The organism is Pseudomonas sp. LBUM1661, assembly GCF_059695925.1.
The window spans coordinates 4,436,583-4,452,080 of the sequence record NZ_CP166794.1 but is presented as its reverse complement, the minus strand read 5'-3'; the positions used below and the strand labels follow the sequence as shown (position 1 = coordinate 4,452,080).

General features: G+C 62.1%; 11 protein-coding genes. 8 read left to right on the top strand and 3 right to left on the bottom strand.

The genetic code is table 11. The annotated features are described in order from the left end of the window. The first annotated feature begins 10 nt into the window (after positions 1-10). The 6 genes from ACA057_RS20440 to ACA057_RS20415 all read left to right on the top strand — a co-directional run bounded on the left by ACA057_RS20440 (position 11) and on the right by ACA057_RS20415 (position 5,849). The gene (locus ACA057_RS20440) at positions 11-934 is read left to right on the top strand and encodes a LysR family transcriptional regulator (RefSeq protein WP_497341801.1); all 924 of its coding nucleotides are present in this window, start codon (positions 11-13) and stop codon (positions 932-934) included. Between the two features lie 278 nt (positions 935-1,212). After that, on the top strand, positions 1,213-1,629 hold the full coding sequence (locus ACA057_RS20435; protein ID WP_497341799.1) for a DoxX family protein: 417 nt from the start codon (positions 1,213-1,215) through the stop codon (positions 1,627-1,629). Further along, on the top strand, positions 1,622-2,233 hold the full coding sequence (locus ACA057_RS20430; RefSeq protein ID WP_497341797.1) for an antibiotic biosynthesis monooxygenase: 612 nt from the start codon (positions 1,622-1,624) through the stop codon (positions 2,231-2,233). The genes ACA057_RS20435 and ACA057_RS20430 overlap by 8 nt, the downstream gene beginning before the upstream one ends. Continuing rightward, complete coding sequence (locus tag ACA057_RS20425; protein WP_497341795.1) at positions 2,230-4,068, top strand: amidohydrolase; 1,839 nt, start codon at positions 2,230-2,232, stop codon at positions 4,066-4,068. Before ACA057_RS20430 ends, ACA057_RS20425 begins: the two co-directional genes overlap by 4 nt. Positions 4,069-4,137: 69 nt before the next feature. Continuing rightward, on the top strand, positions 4,138-4,764 hold the full coding sequence (gene ycaC / locus ACA057_RS20420) for an isochorismate family cysteine hydrolase YcaC (RefSeq protein ID WP_059408047.1): 627 nt from the start codon (positions 4,138-4,140) through the stop codon (positions 4,762-4,764). A gap of 188 nt (positions 4,765-4,952) precedes the next feature. Next, complete coding sequence (locus tag ACA057_RS20415; RefSeq protein ID WP_497341793.1) at positions 4,953-5,849, top strand: LysR family transcriptional regulator; 897 nt, start codon at positions 4,953-4,955, stop codon at positions 5,847-5,849. A gap of 154 nt (positions 5,850-6,003) precedes the next feature. Here the strand turns inward: ACA057_RS20415 and ACA057_RS20410 are convergent, their stop codons facing one another. The 3 genes from ACA057_RS20410 to gspG all read right to left on the bottom strand — a co-directional run bounded on the left by ACA057_RS20410 (position 6,004) and on the right by gspG (position 8,478). Beyond that, positions 6,004-6,681 carry a hypothetical protein gene (locus ACA057_RS20410; RefSeq protein ID WP_497341791.1) on the bottom strand — a complete coding sequence of 226 codons (678 nt, stop codon included), beginning with the start codon at positions 6,679-6,681 and terminating at the stop codon, positions 6,004-6,006. 160 nt (positions 6,682-6,841) lie between these two features. Beyond that, on the bottom strand, positions 6,842-8,029 hold the full coding sequence (locus ACA057_RS20405) for a type II secretion system F family protein (RefSeq protein ID WP_497341789.1): 1,188 nt from the start codon (positions 8,027-8,029) through the stop codon (positions 6,842-6,844). A gap of 14 nt (positions 8,030-8,043) precedes the next feature. Then, positions 8,044-8,478, bottom strand: a complete 435-nt coding sequence (gene gspG, locus ACA057_RS20400; RefSeq protein WP_497341787.1) for a type II secretion system major pseudopilin GspG — start codon at positions 8,476-8,478, stop codon at positions 8,044-8,046. A gap of 195 nt (positions 8,479-8,673) precedes the next feature. Between gspG and ACA057_RS20395 the strand changes: the two genes are divergently transcribed. Together ACA057_RS20395 and mnxG are read left to right on the top strand one after the other, a co-directional pair. After that, the gene (locus ACA057_RS20395; protein ID WP_497341785.1) at positions 8,674-9,282 is read left to right on the top strand and encodes a lytic transglycosylase domain-containing protein; all 609 of its coding nucleotides are present in this window, start codon (positions 8,674-8,676) and stop codon (positions 9,280-9,282) included. 382 nt (positions 9,283-9,664) lie between these two features. Further along, a complete protein-coding gene (gene mnxG, locus ACA057_RS20390) occupies positions 9,665-15,490 on the top strand; it encodes a manganese-oxidizing multicopper oxidase MnxG (RefSeq protein ID WP_497341783.1) in 5,826 nt (1,941 codons plus the stop codon). Positions 15,491-15,498 lie beyond the last annotated feature (8 nt).

Here is a 15,498-nt window from a genome sequence, read left to right as displayed (position 1 = left end):
ATCCGTGCCTATGAACCGTAACGATTTGCGCCGTGTCGACATGAACCTGTTGGTGATTTTCGAAGCGTTGATGTTCGAAAAGAACCTGACCCGTGTCGCTGAAAAACTCTTCATGGGCCAGCCGGCGGTGAGTGCGGCGCTGGGACGACTGCGCGATCTGTTCGACGATCCGTTGCTGTTGCGCAACGGTCGCGGGATGGAGCCGACGGGGCGGGCGTTGGCGATTCTCAAGGAGCTGCAGCCGGCGATGGATACCATCTCGGGGGCGGTCAGTCGGGCCAAGGAGTTTGATCCGGCGACCAGTTGCGATGTGTTTCGTATTGGTCTTTCGGACGATGCCGAGTTCGGTTTGTTTCCGCCGTTGTTGACGCAATTGCGGGAGGAGGCGCCGGGGATCATCGTGGTGGTGCGTCGGGCCAATTATCTGTTGATGCCGGCGTTGTTGGCCTCCGGGGAGATTTCGGTGGGGGTGAGTTACACCACGGATTTGCCGGCGAATGCCAAGCGCAAGAAGCTGCGGGACATTGCGTGCAAGGTGCTGCGCGGCGATAAGCGGCCGGGGGCGCTGACGCTGGATGAGTATTGCGCGCGGCCCCATGCGATGGTTTCGTTTTCGGGGGACTTGAGCGGCAACATTGACCTTGATCTGGCCAAGATCGGGCGCTGTCGGCGGGTGGTGTTGGGGGTTCCGCAGTTCAGTGGTTTGCGGGCGTTGCTGGCCGGGACTGAGATGATTGCGACGGTGCCGGATTATGCGGCGTGTGCGTTGGTTGAGGGGTGTGCGTTGCGGGCGGAGGAACCACCGTTTCCGATCGAGGCGGCGCAGTTGTCGATGGCCTGGAGTGGGGTGCACGACAATGATCCGGCGGAGCGGTGGTTGCGGGCGCGCATTAGTCAGTTTATGTCGGAGCCGCTAAACATCCCGGCCCTGTAGGCGCTGGCCTGCCAGCCAATCTCCTGCTGATGCCCCGCGATCAAACTGTGGGAGCGAGCCTGCTCGCGATTGCGGTGGTTCATTCACCATTGATGTCGCCTGACACTCCGCCATCGCGAGCAAGCCCGTTCCCACAGGGGAGCTGTGTTGGTTTTTACAGTCTGGGCTCACCCGCAAAAAGAGCACGTACATTCAATTTTCCTCGCCCTCGCACCGGCACTATCGAATCGGTCCCGGCGAAGCATCTGCCGGTGGTTTTTCTTTTGTGCAGGTCGACCATGAACACTTCGCGATGGGATGAGCGGGCCCAGGACTTCGGGCTGTTGTTTCTGCGGGTCAGCGGTGGGTTGTTTTTGTTGTGGGTGCATGGTTTGCCGAAGCTGCTTAACTACAGCGCGGAACTGCAACGCATCGAAGACCCTTTTCACCTGGGGGCGAACCTCACGTTGATGCTGGCGATAGTCGCCGAGGTGCTGTGTCCGTTGCTGATCATCGCCGGGGCGCTGGTGCGTTTGGCGTGCCTGCCCATTCTGTTTCTGCTGCTGGTGGCGCTGGTGATTGTGCATCCGCAATGGAGCATCGATGAAGGGCAGTTCGGCTGGCTGCTGTTGATTCTGTTCACCAGCCTCTTCATTGCCGGGCCGGGACGGCTGGCGATCAATCATCGATTTGCCGGAGCCTTTCGTTATGCCTGAATCCAACGCAATCGACACTCCCGCACGGGGTTTCGAGGAAGTCGTGACCCTGGTGATCAAACACCGGGTGAAGGCCGGTTTTGAAGTGCCTTATGAGGCCTGGTTACGCAACATTGTCAGTGTTGCCGGGCAGCAGGAAGGGCACTTGGGCGTGGACGTGATGCGCGGCAAGAATGCCGGTCTCGACATGTACACCTGCGTGCTGCGCTTTTGCTCCACCGACGCCATGCAGCGTTGGCTTGACTCGCCGCAACGGCTGGCGCTGGTCAACGAAGCGACGCCGATGCTGGCGGACGGCGACCAGACCGAGGTCAATCCGGTCAATGAATTCTGGTTCGCCCCGCAGGCTGACGCTGCCACGCCACCGCCGCGCTGGAAGCAGGCCGTGGTGACGTTGCTGGTGATTCTGCCGCACACCTTGCTGGTGCCGCTGATCTGGGGGCCGCTGCTGCGGCTCAACGCTTTGCTCTCCAATTATGTGGTCGCCACGTTCCTGATCACGCTGACCATCGTGGTCTCGGTGGTGTACCTGTTCATGCCCATGGCGACCCGATTGTTCGCGCCCTGGCTGTCCCATTCCACTCCCTCCAAGGAAACGCGATGAACGCCGATCTGATTCTGTTCAATGGCCAATTTCATACCGTTGACCGTGAAAATCCACTCGCCAGTGCCGTGGCCATCCGCGACGGTCGCTTCGTCGCGGTCGGTACCGATGCCGAGGCCATGGCCCTGCGCGGTTCGGGCACCCAGGTCATTGACCTCAAGGGGCGCTGCGTCATTCCCGGCCTCAACGACTCGCACTTGCACCTGATCCGTGGCGGCTTAAACTACAACCTCGAACTGCGTTGGGAAGGCGTGCCGTCGCTGGCCGATGCCTTGCGCATGCTCAAGGATCAGGCCGACCGCACGCCGACGCCGCAGTGGGTGCGCGTGGTGGGTGGCTGGAACGAATTCCAGTTCGCCGAAAAACGCATGCCGACCCTGGAAGAACTCAATCAGGCCGCACCCGACACGCCGGTGTTCGTCCTGCATTTGTATGACCGCGCCTTGCTCAACCGCGCCGCGTTGCGCGTCGCCGGTTACACCCGCAACACGCCGAACCCGCCGGGTGGCGAGATTGTGCGCGATGCCAATGGTGACCCGACCGGCATGCTGGTCGCACGGCCCAACGCGATGATTCTCTACTCGACGCTGGCCAAGGGGCCAAAGTTGCCGCTGGAGTATCAGGTCAACTCGACGCGTCAGTTTATGCGCGAACTCAACCGTCTCGGCCTCACCAGCGCGATCGATGCCGGCGGTGGTTTCCAGAATTACCCGGACGATTACCAGGTGATCGAGCAGTTGGCCAAGGACCAGCAACTGACCATTCGCATCGCCTATAACCTGTTCACCCAGAAGCCCAAGGAAGAACTGACCGATTTCAAGAACTGGACCAGCAGCGTCACCCTGCACCAGGGCGACGACTACCTGCGGCACAACGGCGCCGGGGAAATGCTGGTGTTCTCGGCGGCGGATTTCGAAGACTTCCTCGAACCGCGCCCCGACCTGCCGCAAACCATGGAAGACGAACTGGAACCGGTGGTGCGCCACCTCGTCGAGCAGCGCTGGCCGTTCCGTTTGCACGCGACGTACAACGAATCGATCAGCCGCATGCTCGACGTGTTCGAGAAGGTCAATCGCGATATTCCGTTCAACGGCCTGCCGTGGTTTTTCGACCATGCGGAAACCATCACGCCGCAGAACATCGAGCGGGTGAGGGCGCTCGGCGGCGGCATTGCGATTCAGGATCGCATGGCGTTCCAGGGTGAATATTTCGTCGAGCGTTATGGCGCCAAAGCGGCCGAAGCGACGCCGCCGATCAAACGCATGCTGGCCGAAGGTGTACCGGTGGGTGCCGGCACCGACGCTACTCGGGTGTCCAGCTACAACCCATGGACCTCGTTGTACTGGATGGTCAGTGGTCGCACCGTCGGTGGCCTGGAACTGCATGCCGAGGGCCTGTCACGTCAAACCGCGCTGGAGTTGTTCACCCACGGCAGCGCCTGGTTTTCTTCCGAGCAGGGCAAGAAGGGCATGATCAAGGTCGGCCAACTGGCGGACGTCGCGGCCCTGAGTGCGGACTTTTTCAGCGTCGATGAAGAAGCGATCAAGTGGATCGAGTCGGTGTTGACCGTGGTCGGCGGCAAGGTGGTGTACGCCGCCGGTGACTTCGAAAAACTCGGCCCGGCCAGCGTGCCAGTGCTCCCGGACTGGTCGCCGGTGGTGAAAGTCCCCGGGCATTGGCGCCCGACTTCACCGATGCAGGCGCAGGTTCACCATTGCAGCGGACCGTGCGGCGTGCATGCCCACAGCCATGATCGGGCGCGCTTGTCGAACGCGCCGGTCAGCGATTTCGCCGGTTTCTGGGGCGCCTTCGGTTGCTCGTGCTTTGCCTTCTGACGATTACTGAAAAGTGCCGGTCCAGTGTGCCGGCACCTTAAGCGACAACCATCCATCGAGGAGTTTCACATGAGCAACGTTCCGTACAAACGCCTGAACAAAGATGACGCCGTTGTGCTGCTGGTCGACCACCAGACCGGCCTGATCTCACTGGTGCAGGATTTCTCGCCAAACGAATTCAAGAACAACGTGCTGGCCCTGGGCGACGTGGCGAAGTTCTTCAAGCTGCCGACGATCCTCACCACCAGCTTCGAAAACGGCCCGAACGGCCCGATGGTGCCAGAGCTCAAAGAGCAGTTCCCGGACGCGCCCTACATCCCGCGTCCAGGCCAGATCAACGCCTGGGACAACGAAGATTTCGTCAACGCGGTTAAAGCCACGGGCCGCAAGCAACTGATCATCGCGGGTGTGGTGACCGACGTGTGCGTGACCTTCCCGACACTGTCGGCGTTGGCGGAAGGTTTTGAAGTGTTCGTGGTGACCGACGCCTCGGGCACCTTCAACGAAACCGTGCAGCAGGCAGCCTGGGCGCGCATGGCGGCGGCCGGTGCTCAACTGGTGAACTGGTTCTCGGTGGCGTGCGAGCTGCAAGGCGACTGGCGCAACGACATGGAAGGCCTGGCGAACCTGCTGTCGCCGCGCATTCCCAACTACCGCAACCTGATGAACAGCTATTCGGTGCTCACCTCCAAATAAAGAAAAACACCGATCCCTGTAGGAGCGAGCTTGCTCGCGATGGACCTGAAGGCGACGCGTTTATCCAGCCAACACGCGTTAGCGTTAACGTCCATCGCGAGCAAGCTCGCTCCTACAAGGAGTGCGCTGATACCCATTGAGAGGGGAATACGGTTATAAAGTGCCTGACTGTCAATCAGAGCATGACAATGAATCCGTTCGAAGATATGCGCATTTTTTGCCAGGTCATGGACTCCGGCAGCTTTACCGCAGCGGCCGATCAATTGGGTCTGTCCAAGCAATTCGTCAGCCGACGGTTGATGCAACTCGAAGAGCGCCTCGGTGTAAGGCTGCTCAATCGCTCGACCCGGCGCCTGGACGTGACGCCGCTGGGGCAGAGTTATTACGAGTCGGCCTTGCGCCTGCTCAGTGAAGTCGAGCAAGTGGAGCAGGGCATCGCCGGCCAGACCACCGAGCCACGCGGCACCATTCGCGTGAGTGCGCCGTTGTCGTTTGCGCTGGCGCACCTGGGGCTTCTGCTGCCGGTGTTCTTGCAGCGTTATCGCGATGTCACGGTGGAAATGGATTTGACCGATCGCCCGGTGGACTTGCTCGGCGAGGGCTACGACCTGGCGTTGCGCATTGGCATTCTGGAAGACTCGACACTGATTGCGCGCCGCATCGCCTCCATTCAGCGGGTGTACTGCGCGAGTCCGGCTTACCTGGCTGAACGCGGTACGCCGCTCAAACCCGAAGATTTGCACGCACATGACTGCCTGCCTTATGGCCACGGGCGGCAGGTGCAATGGCGTTTCGAAGGATCGGGCAAACCGTTGGCGGTGCATGTCACCGGGCGGATGCGGGTCAACAACGGAGAGTTGCTCAGGGACGCGGCCATCGCCGGGATGGGGATTACTTACTTGCCGACGTTTATTGTCGATTCTGCGTTGAAGGACGGAAGGCTGGTGCCGGTGCTGGATGAGTTTCGGCCTGAGCCACTGACGTTATCGGCGGTGTATCCGCAGCACCGCCAGCGTTCTCGACCGGTGCAGGCGTTGATCGAGTTTTTGCGCGAGCGGCTGGATCAGGCTGAGGACGTTTTGTAGATCGACGGCCTGTGACATCCACGCGATTTAATGTGTGAGCGGGCTTGCTCACGAAGGCAGTGGGTCAGTCGACATTGATGTCATCTGACACTCCGCTTTCGCGAGCAAGCCCGCTCCCACAGGGTTTTGTGGGTTGATTGAACATCAGTGGTCGTCAGGACCTTTTGTCATCGCCAGGCTCGCCACCGACATGCACGCCGTGGTCGTCGCCGATTTCGCCAGAGCGATGGACACCATGGTCGTCACCCATTTCACCGGAGCGATGCACGCCGTGGTCATCGCCAATTTCACCGGCGTGATGAACGCCGCGATTGTGGCCGACTTCGCCTGCTTGATGAACGCCGTGATCGTCACCCGGTTCGGCGTGAGTGCCGCTGCGCCCGGAGGATGAGGCTGTGTTGCCGGAATGTCCCGAACCATGGTCGCTGCCACTGTGACCGCTGCCGCTGTTGCCGCCACTGCCACTGTTGCCGCCGTTGCCACTGCCACCGTGACCACTGCCACTGTTGCCGCCGTTGCCACTGCCACCGTGACCACCGCCACTGTTGCCGCCGTTGCCACTGCCACCGTGACCACCGCCATTACCGCCGCCACCGCTTCCACCGCCATTGCCGCCGCCACCGCTTCCGCCACCATTGCCGCCACCGCCGGAACCACCACCGCCGCCACCGCCATTGCCGCCACCACCGCCAGAACCGCCGCCCCCTCCGCCACTCCCACCATCCTTGGCCTGAGCGCTCGATACACCGGACAGGCTGTCCGGTATCAATACAGTTGACGCCGACAGGACTGCGCCAATTGCTACTGCCAGTAAAAGCTTGTTGATGTGCATGTCGTTCTCCGTCTTCTAATTCAGATTGGAACGTTGATGAACAATGCAACGTGCTGCATTCATAAAATCAGTTGGAACGTTGGTAAACACCGCAACGAACGGATTTATTCGGTTGCAACGTAAATAAGCATTGCACCGTGCAGGGCGACCCTGTTCCGGGTCAGTGAATGCTGGAGGCCAACTCGAAAATCGGGATGTACATCAGAATGACGATGACTCCGATCAGCAGGCCGATGAAGGTCATGAGCAGGGGTTCGAACAGCCGCACGAACCATTCGATCCAGCGGCTGATTTCTTCGTCGTAAAAGTCGGCGCTGCGTTCCATCATTTGCCCGAGGTTGCCGGACTGTTCACCGGCACGCAGCAAACGCAGGGACACCGGGGTCACCAGGTGATTGAGTTCCAGCGCGGTGGACAGCGATTGACCTTCGCGCACCCGCTCGCAAGCCTGGTCCAGGCGTGCACGGGAAGCGACAGTGAGCAAGCCGCGGACCATGCCCATGGCAGTGACGAGCGGGATGCCGCCTTGCAGCAGAATCCCCAGGGAGCGATAAAAACGCGCGAGTTCGTACATGAAGATGCGCTGATGGACCGCCGGGAGTTTTTCGATCACCCGGTCCACGCCCCGACGAAAGGCCGGTTGGCGCTGGAGGAAGCCGAGGGCGACGACGATGGCCGCAAACGTGCCGAAAAATTCAGCCTGATGGGCGTGCAGGAACATCCCGCTGCTCATCAGGATTTGCGACAACCACGGCAGGTTCGACCCCAGCCCTTCGAACACCAGGCTGAAGCGCGGCACGACGTAGCCCATCAGAAACAACACCACGCCACCGCCCACCACCAGCAACAGCAGGGGGTAGATCGACGCGCTGACGATCTTTTGTCGAACTTCGTCCATGCGCTGGCGATAGCTGACATAGCGGCCCAGGGCATCGCCCACGGCGCCGGTTTTCTCGCTGGACTGAACCAGCGCCACGTAGAGCGGCGGGAACACCGCCGACAATTGGCCCAACGCCTGGGAGAACGATTTGCCCTCGTACAGCAGGCGTACCAGTTCGCTCAAGGTTTTACGCGCCTGTGGCGCATTTTCTTTTTCCGCCAGGCTTTCCAGCGCATCAATCAACGGCAGGCCGGCGTTGAGCAGCGTGGTCAGTTCCTGGCTGAACAACACCAGGTTGAAGGTCTCGCGCTTTTGCAAGCGCAACGCTCGCCAGTGCCGCTCGGCGTGCAGGCTGACCACCCGCAGGCCCTGGTCTTCGACGATGCGCCGGGCTTCGCTGTGGCCGGGCGCCTCGACGGTCATCGACACCACACCGGCCTTGCCCACAGCCTTGAGATGAAAGCGCATGGTCGCCACCCCCGTCATTGCCAACTGGTGACTTCGGCGTTTTCGCCTTCGCCGCCGGGTTGGCCGTCCTTGCCCATGGACAGCAGGTCGTACTCGCCGTTTTCGCCGGGGTGGCGATAGGTGTAGTTACGGCCCCACGGATCCTGCGGCAGTTTTTTCTGCAGGTAGGGGCCGGTCCATTTGGTTTCATCGCTGGGCGCCGTGACCAGCGCCTGCAAGCCCTGTTCGGTCGATGGGTAATGGCCGACCTCCAGACGGTACAAATCCAGCGCCTTGCCCAGGCCTTCGATTTGCGCCTTGGCCACCTTCACTTCGGAGCGGCCCAACTGGGCGAAATACTTCGGCGCGACGATGCCGGCCAACAGCCCCAGCACCACCAGCACCACCAACAGTTCAAGCAGGGTGAACCCGCTTTGGGTACGCGGGGCACGATTCACACGCTGATTCATGATGACCTCACAGAGTCGGCAGAAGGGTCGCAATAAAGGCCTATGCAATTGCCATGCTCACCCCCGGACATCCTTCTGCAACCCCTGAATTACCGGCCTTCGGGCTTTCGGCACAGTGCTTGCGTATGGCTGGTTTACTACCGGCCATTGGGGCAATACCCCCATTTTTCGGGGCCGGTCAGGGGAGGCAAGAACATGAAAACATTCACCACAGGACTGCTCGGCTGGCTGCTGCTGGCCGGCGTCGCTCAGGCCGATGTATTCGTTTCCGTGGACGCCAAGGGCAGCTACGTTTTGTCCAATGTCCACCGTCCCGGCCGCACGTATGAACGGGTGATTCATGAGCCCGAAAAGGCGCTGGTCAGCCTCGATCAGCAGCCGCAGATGATCGCCGCGCAACCCTATGCCGAACTGGTTTCGGCGGCGGCCACGGCCAATCACTTGCCGGCGGCGCTGTTGCATGCGGTGATCCAGGCCGAGTCTCGCTACAACTCTGGCGCGACGTCACCCAAAGGCGCGGGCGGGCTGATGCAATTGATGCCCGACACCGCACGGGAATTGGGGGTGGCCGATGTCTACGACCCCAAGGCCAACATCCAGGGCGGCGCCCGTTATCTCAAGCGCCTGATGACGATGTTCGACAATGACATCAGCCTCGCCGTGGCGGCCTACAACGCCGGGCCGCAAGCGGTGCTCAGCCGTGGCGGGGTGATCCCGCCGTTCGCCGAAACCCAGCGCTATGTGCCCAGCGTCCTGCGCCAATACCGGCGTTTGCAAGGTCTGGCTGTGGATGCGCCGCTGTGAGTGGGGATTTCCCCACATGTGGGGCAGCATGCCAGGACCACCCCCGATCCTGTAGCAGCTGTCGAGCCTGCGAGGCTGCGTTCGGCTGCGCAGCGGTCGTGAAATCAGGCAATGCGGTGTTTCAGAAAGACCGCGCATTCGGGTTGTACGACTGCTTCGCAGCCTCGCAGGCTCGGCAGCTGCTACAGGGAACGGGTTGCTACGGGATAGGCGTTATCGGCGGTCAGGAAAGTGGGGGGGATAAGTGGGGGAATATCCCCCGAGTTGTTAAGTGATATCTGTAACTAATTGAAAATTAACTGATTTTTTTATGGCATGCGGATTGCTCTAACGGATTTGTCGAGAATTATTCCTGTGAGCACCCACAGCGAGGCCCGTGATCATGACCGGCAGACCCTACGCTCCGTCCCTTTTAAAATTCCTGCTCTTGGTAGCATCGATGCTTGGCATCGAGCTGGCCGAGGCAGCCGTCCGCTGCGAGCGCAATCTGGTGGCCAACGTCGTGGCACTGGACCAGCCGCTGATGTTCAACCGCCTCGGCGCGCAGAACGTCAATGGCATGATGTTCGCCCTGCGCCGCGATGTAGTCGACGACCACAACATGTCCCTGGCCCAGGGCGGGGCGGCGGTGCCGGGCAAAGTCTCGCTGCGACCCGACAAGCGTCCGCGTCCACTGGTACTGCGCGTCGCCGCCGGGGATTGCCTGACCATCAACCTGCAGAACCTGCTGGCGTATCAGGCCAACCCTGGCAGCCATGAAGGCGGGGAAGAGGAAGAGATTGAAGGTGAAGTCGCCGTCGGCAACGCAGACGAGTTCAAGGTCGACGAGCAGGTCACCGACCGCCATGTCGGCTTCCAGGTCAACGGCATGCAGGCGGTCAATAGCATCGACGACATCGCCTCCTATACCGGGCGCAACGCCAATACCTTGATCCCTCCGGGCGCCACCCGTTCCTACACGTTGTACGCCGAGCGTGAAGGGGCGTTTGCCGCCAGCAGTCGTGGCGCGACGTTCGGCGGCGAAGGGGATGCGGGCAACGTGGCCAACGGCCTGTTTGGCGAAGTGGTGGTGGTGCCCAAGGGCGGCCGCACCTATCGCAACACCGTGACCGAAGAGGAAATGCGTCTGGCCAGCGCTGGCCGCACGCCGGCCGGGCAGCCGATCGTCGATTACCAGGCGCGCTACCCGCAGCGCGAACCGTGGATCCGCGAGGGCAAGGCCGGCACGCCGATCATCAACATGGTCGACGGTAATGAAATCATTTCCAGCGAGAGCGACGCGATCGTGATGGGCAGCAACGCCGATGGCAGCTTCCCGCCATCGACCTATCCGCTGGAAGCCATCGGCAAACGCAACCCGGCGCTGCCGAATCGGCTGGAACCGTTCCGCGATTTCGCCTCGCAATTCCAGGATGAAACCGCCGCGACCCAGGCATTCCCGGCCTACTTTGCAGACCCGGTGATGGCCCACGTGCTGGAGCCCACCCGCGACTCGTTCATGATCAACTACGGCTCCGGCGGCATGGGCGCCGAAGTAGTCGCCAACCGTTTGGGCGTGGGGCCAATGCACGACTGCCTGTCCTGCGCCTATGAAGAATTCTTCCTCAGCTCGCACACTGTCGGCGACGTCGCGATGCTGGTGGACGTACCGGCCAACGCCGGTCTGGAAGGCATTCTTCCGGGCCAGACACCCAGGGCCGATCAGATCGGCGTCAAGGCGACGATGGCGCTGTACCCGTCCGAGCCGTCCAACGTCAACCACAGCTACATCGGTGACTTCGTCAAATTCCGCAACACCCACAACGGCCATGAGCAGCACATCTTCCACTTGCACGGGCACCAGTGGCTGTTCAACCCCAACGATGACAACTCCGATTATGTCGATGCCCAAGGCATTGGTCCGGGCGCGGGCTACACCTATGAAATCGCCAACGGTGGTTCAGGCAACCGCAACCGCGTAGCCGGTGATGCGATCTATCACTGCCATTTCTACCCGCACTTCGCCCAGGGCATGTGGAGCATGTGGCGGGTGCACGATGTGTTTGAAGAAGGCACCAAACTTGAGGTGTCCCAGCAGGGCGCCGACGGTTATCACAGCGAACCTTACGCGCTGCGCAGCGGTAAACCGGCGGCGGGCGCTCGGGCCTTGCCCGATGGCGAGATCATTGCCGGTACACCGATTCCTGCGGTCGTGCCGCTGCCGGGCAAAGCCATGGCACCGATGCCCGGCAAGGTCGCGATCGTGCCGAAGATCGGTGAAACCCTGGTGGCCGGTGGTGATGACGATGACGAAGAGGACGACGACGGCGAACACCATGGCGGCAACGGCGGTGCTCAAGCCATCGGTTCGCTGGCTCTGGTGGATCGCAGCGAAGCCAACCGCAACGCCGACGGCAGCCTGAAAAACCCTGGCTATCCGTTCTGGATCGGCGGCATGGAAAGTTCGGTCGGCCAACGGCCGCCGACGCCACCGCTGGACATGCTCGACGCCGCCAAGGCCCAGGCCTTGAAGACCAGCGGCAACGCCTTGTGGGCCAACCTCGACCCAGCTCAGTCCGGTGGTTGGGACGGCGGTTTGGGGCGCCACTCCCTGGACGGTTTCTCCGCCGGTGGCCAGGCCAACACCATCACCACGTCCCTGGATTTTTCCAAGGAAGTGACCCGCGCCAAACCCATTTACATGCCGGAAGAGGGCACTGACGTCGAACAGGCGGCCATGGCGTTCCACGCCAAAAAAGACCACCCAAGCTTCGCTGTGCTGCCCGGTAATCAAGTCGTGGCGCGTAACTTCCGCACCAACGGCGCGTTGCCGATTGCTGGCGCGCCGTACTACGAACCGTGCATGGACGACCGGCAAAAACGCCTGACCAGCAGCGCCGGCACCGGCGAGTTTGCCAGTGGTGAACGGGTCGACGGCATGTCCTTCATCGGCTCATCAACCTTCACTGCCGACCGTCCGCGGGTCTATAAAGCGGCGAACATCCAGTTCGATGCGGTCTACAACAAGGTCGGCTATCACTTCCCGCAAGCGCGCATTCTGGCGCTGTGGGAAGACGCCTGGCCGGTGATCACCAAGCAGCGTCCGCCAGAACCGCTGGTGATGCGCATGAACACTTTCGACTGCGTGCAGTACCAGCAAACCAACCTGGTGCCGGCCACCTATGAGATGGACGACTATCAGGTGCGCACGCCGACGGACGTGATCGGCCAGCACATCCACCTGCCGAAATGGGACCTGACCGCGGCCGACGGTTCGGCCAACGGCTGGAACTACGAGGACGGCGTGCTTTCCCCCGGCGCGGTGCAAGAGCGCATCCACGCCATTCGCGAGTTCAACCAGTGCCAAGGCACCGACCCGCGTGACGGCACACCGGCCTGCCCGAAAGCCAAGAATCACCCGTTCTTCGGCCAATATGGCCGGGCCGACTGGGTCGGGGCGCGCACGGCGATGCAGCGCTGGTTTGTCGATCCGGTGGTGAACGCCAAAGGTGTCGACCGTGGCCTGGGGACCATTTTCACCCACGACCACCTGGGCCCATCGACTCACCAGCAGATTGGCCTGTACGCCACCGTGTTGGCTGAACCGGCCGGTTCCACCTGGTTCCACGCCGAAACCGGCGAGCCGTTGTACAGCGGCGCGCGGCAGGACGGCGGGCCGACTTCATGGCAAGCGGTGGTGTCCACCGGCGACCTGGACGGTGACGGCAAGAACGACAGCTTCCGTGAGTTCTTCCTCGAATACAGCGACTTCCAGCACGCCTATGAAGCCGGTGTGTACGTGGGCGCTGGCCCGAACGGCGTGCCTAACCCGCAAGCGTTCCCGGCCACCGCTGACAGCTTCCGCTACGCGATCAACCCGCCGGTGCGCAATAACGCCAGCAACCTGTTGGAAGGGATCGTTGAAGTGCAGGGCGGGCAAGTTCCCGGCTGCCCAAGCCGGCCTTGCCCACAAGCCATCTCGGTCGATGACCCGGGTATGTTCGTGGTCAATTACCGCAACGAACCGTTGGCCCTGCGGGTGTACGACCCGAACAAGGTGGGCCCGGACGGCAAGCGCGGCATGCAGGCCGACGGCCTCGGCGGTGACTTGGCGTACGCCATGCAAAGCCGCACCGACCGCGCCATCCCGGCGATGAACCTGGCGCCGAACCTGGTCACCGCGGCCACCGGCCCAACGGGCGGCACCACGCTGTTCCCGCCGCACATCAACCGTGGCGGTGCGGAACCGGGCGACCCGTTCACCCCAATGCTGCGCACGTACACCGGTGACAACGTGCGGCTGCGGGTGCATGCCGGCGGTCACGAAGAAGAGCACAACGTGACCCTGCACGGCGTGAAATGGCTGCAAAGCGGTTCCGGTTACGGCAACAGCTCCAACTCCGGCTGGCGCGCGTCACAGATGGTCGGGATTTCCGAGCAGATGGGCTTCAATGCGCCGGTGTCGATGGTGTCCAGCTCGGCGGCGACCACGGGTGACTACCTGTACTCGATGGACGCGTCGCTGGAAGGCTACTGGAACGGGATCTGGGGCGTGATGCGCAACTACACGGCCCAGCGCAGCGATCTGTTCGCGCTGCCGAACAACCCGAAACCGGCCGGCATGCGCAACACGGTGGCGTTCGATGGCATCTGTCCACGGTATGGCGCCAACCCGAATGGCATCGGTACCCGGCCGACTGTGCAACGCAACTATGAAGTGGTCGCGGCGCTGGCCAACGACATTCTGCGCAACCCGCTGAACCTGGCCATCGGCGATCCGGCCGGGCTCGGGCAACACGTCGGCGGGCCGTTGAATCCGGCGGGTGGCACCCTGGTGTTCAACTCGCGCCCTGTGAGCATTCCGCAGGTCACCGTGACCGATCCTGAAGACGGTGAGACGTTCACCATCGGCGGGCAAAGCGGGCCGCTGCATGACCCGACGGCGATCCTGTATGTGCGCAAGGGCGACCTCGATCCGATCACCGGCAAGCTCAAATCCGGTGTGCCCGTCGAACCGCTGGTGTTGCGTGCCGCTGCGGGTGATTGCATCAACATCACCCTGGAAAACCGCCTGCCGATGGTCATGCCGGACTTGACCCAGACGGCCGTGATGCAAGGCATGGTCAAGCGCGATCGCAACAGCGGCCTGGGCTCGACCACCTTCAGCAACAACCTGATGCGGCCGTCCAGCCACGTTGGCCTGCACGCGCAACTGCTGGCGTACGACATCACCAAATCCGACGGCACCAACGTCGGCGCCAACCCGATCCAGACCGTGCCGCCCCGTGTTGGAAACACCGGCGCGTACCCGACGCGTACCTATCAGTACTACGCCGGGCACCTGGAGCGTGAAGGCAAGCCGATCACGCAACTGGGCCGCAGTGTCGACAACATCAACGCCACGGCGGTGGAGTTCGGCGGGCTTAATTTCACTCCGGCGGACGTCATCAAACAGCCGCAGAAAGGCCTGGGCGGGGCGATGAGCATTCTGCCGATTGGCGCGACCTGGGTTGACGATGCGCGCAAAGTGACGGCCACGGTCACCGCACCGGGGCAAACCACCTACCGCGACTTTGCGATGGTCTGGCAGAAAGCCCTGAACATCCGCTGGGCCAACGGCCGGCCGGTGGAAGGCATTGCCGCCGAAGGCCTGGGTGTGCCCACCGACCCGCAGGACAACTCGAGCATGGCCATCAACTACAAGGCCGAGCCGCTGTGGTTCCGCTTCGGCTTGGCACCGGATGCGCCATTCGGGCATGCCGATGGCCATGGTTATGGTGACGTGCCCAATGCGCACATGGCCTACAGCAACGCGCTGGTGGGCGGCGATCCGCAAACGCCGGTGCTGTATGTGAAGCCGGGGCAACCGTTCCGCACGCACATCATGATGCCCACCGGTGGCAGCCGCGGTACGACCTTCCAGCTTGACGGCCACGTCTGGTCGGTCAACCCGTTCCAGTCGGAGAAGAGCGATACCGGTGGTTATCCGATGAGTTCGCCAGGGGTGGGTTCGGTGCGGTTCGGCTACAACCCGATGTCGATGTACATCGGCGCACGGGAAAGCATCCTGCCGGCGGCGCACTTCAGCTTCATGCACCCGAGCGCCGGGGGCAGCAATGCGATACCGGGCGACTACCTGTTCCGCGATTACGGCGCCTATGGCAACACCGCCGGGTTGTGGGGATTGCTGCGGGTGACTAACGAGCCTGAGCCGGCGCCAGCGCCGTAACGGCCGGG

Excerpts from the sequence above, each read along its gene's own strand:
- ACA057_RS20440 (WP_497341801.1), top strand. The coding sequence starts at position 11 with ATGAACCGTAACGATTTGCGCCGTGTCGACATGAACCTGTTGGTGATT.
- ACA057_RS20435 (WP_497341799.1), top strand. The coding sequence starts at position 1,213 with ATGAACACTTCGCGATGGGATGAGCGGGCCCAGGACTTCGGGCTGTTG.
- ACA057_RS20430 (WP_497341797.1), top strand. The coding sequence starts at position 1,622 with ATGCCTGAATCCAACGCAATCGACACTCCCGCACGGGGTTTCGAGGAA.
- ACA057_RS20425 (WP_497341795.1), top strand. The coding sequence starts at position 2,230 with ATGAACGCCGATCTGATTCTGTTCAATGGCCAATTTCATACCGTTGAC.
- ycaC (WP_059408047.1), top strand. The coding sequence starts at position 4,138 with ATGAGCAACGTTCCGTACAAACGCCTGAACAAAGATGACGCCGTTGTG.
- ACA057_RS20415 (WP_497341793.1), top strand. The coding sequence starts at position 4,953 with ATGAATCCGTTCGAAGATATGCGCATTTTTTGCCAGGTCATGGACTCC.
- ACA057_RS20410 (WP_497341791.1), bottom strand. The coding sequence starts at position 6,681 with ATGCACATCAACAAGCTTTTACTGGCAGTAGCAATTGGCGCAGTCCTG.
- ACA057_RS20405 (WP_497341789.1), bottom strand. The coding sequence starts at position 8,029 with ATGCGCTTTCATCTCAAGGCTGTGGGCAAGGCCGGTGTGGTGTCGATG.
- gspG (WP_497341787.1), bottom strand. The coding sequence starts at position 8,478 with ATGAATCAGCGTGTGAATCGTGCCCCGCGTACCCAAAGCGGGTTCACC.
- ACA057_RS20395 (WP_497341785.1), top strand. The coding sequence starts at position 8,674 with ATGAAAACATTCACCACAGGACTGCTCGGCTGGCTGCTGCTGGCCGGC.
- mnxG (WP_497341783.1), top strand. The coding sequence starts at position 9,665 with ATGACCGGCAGACCCTACGCTCCGTCCCTTTTAAAATTCCTGCTCTTG.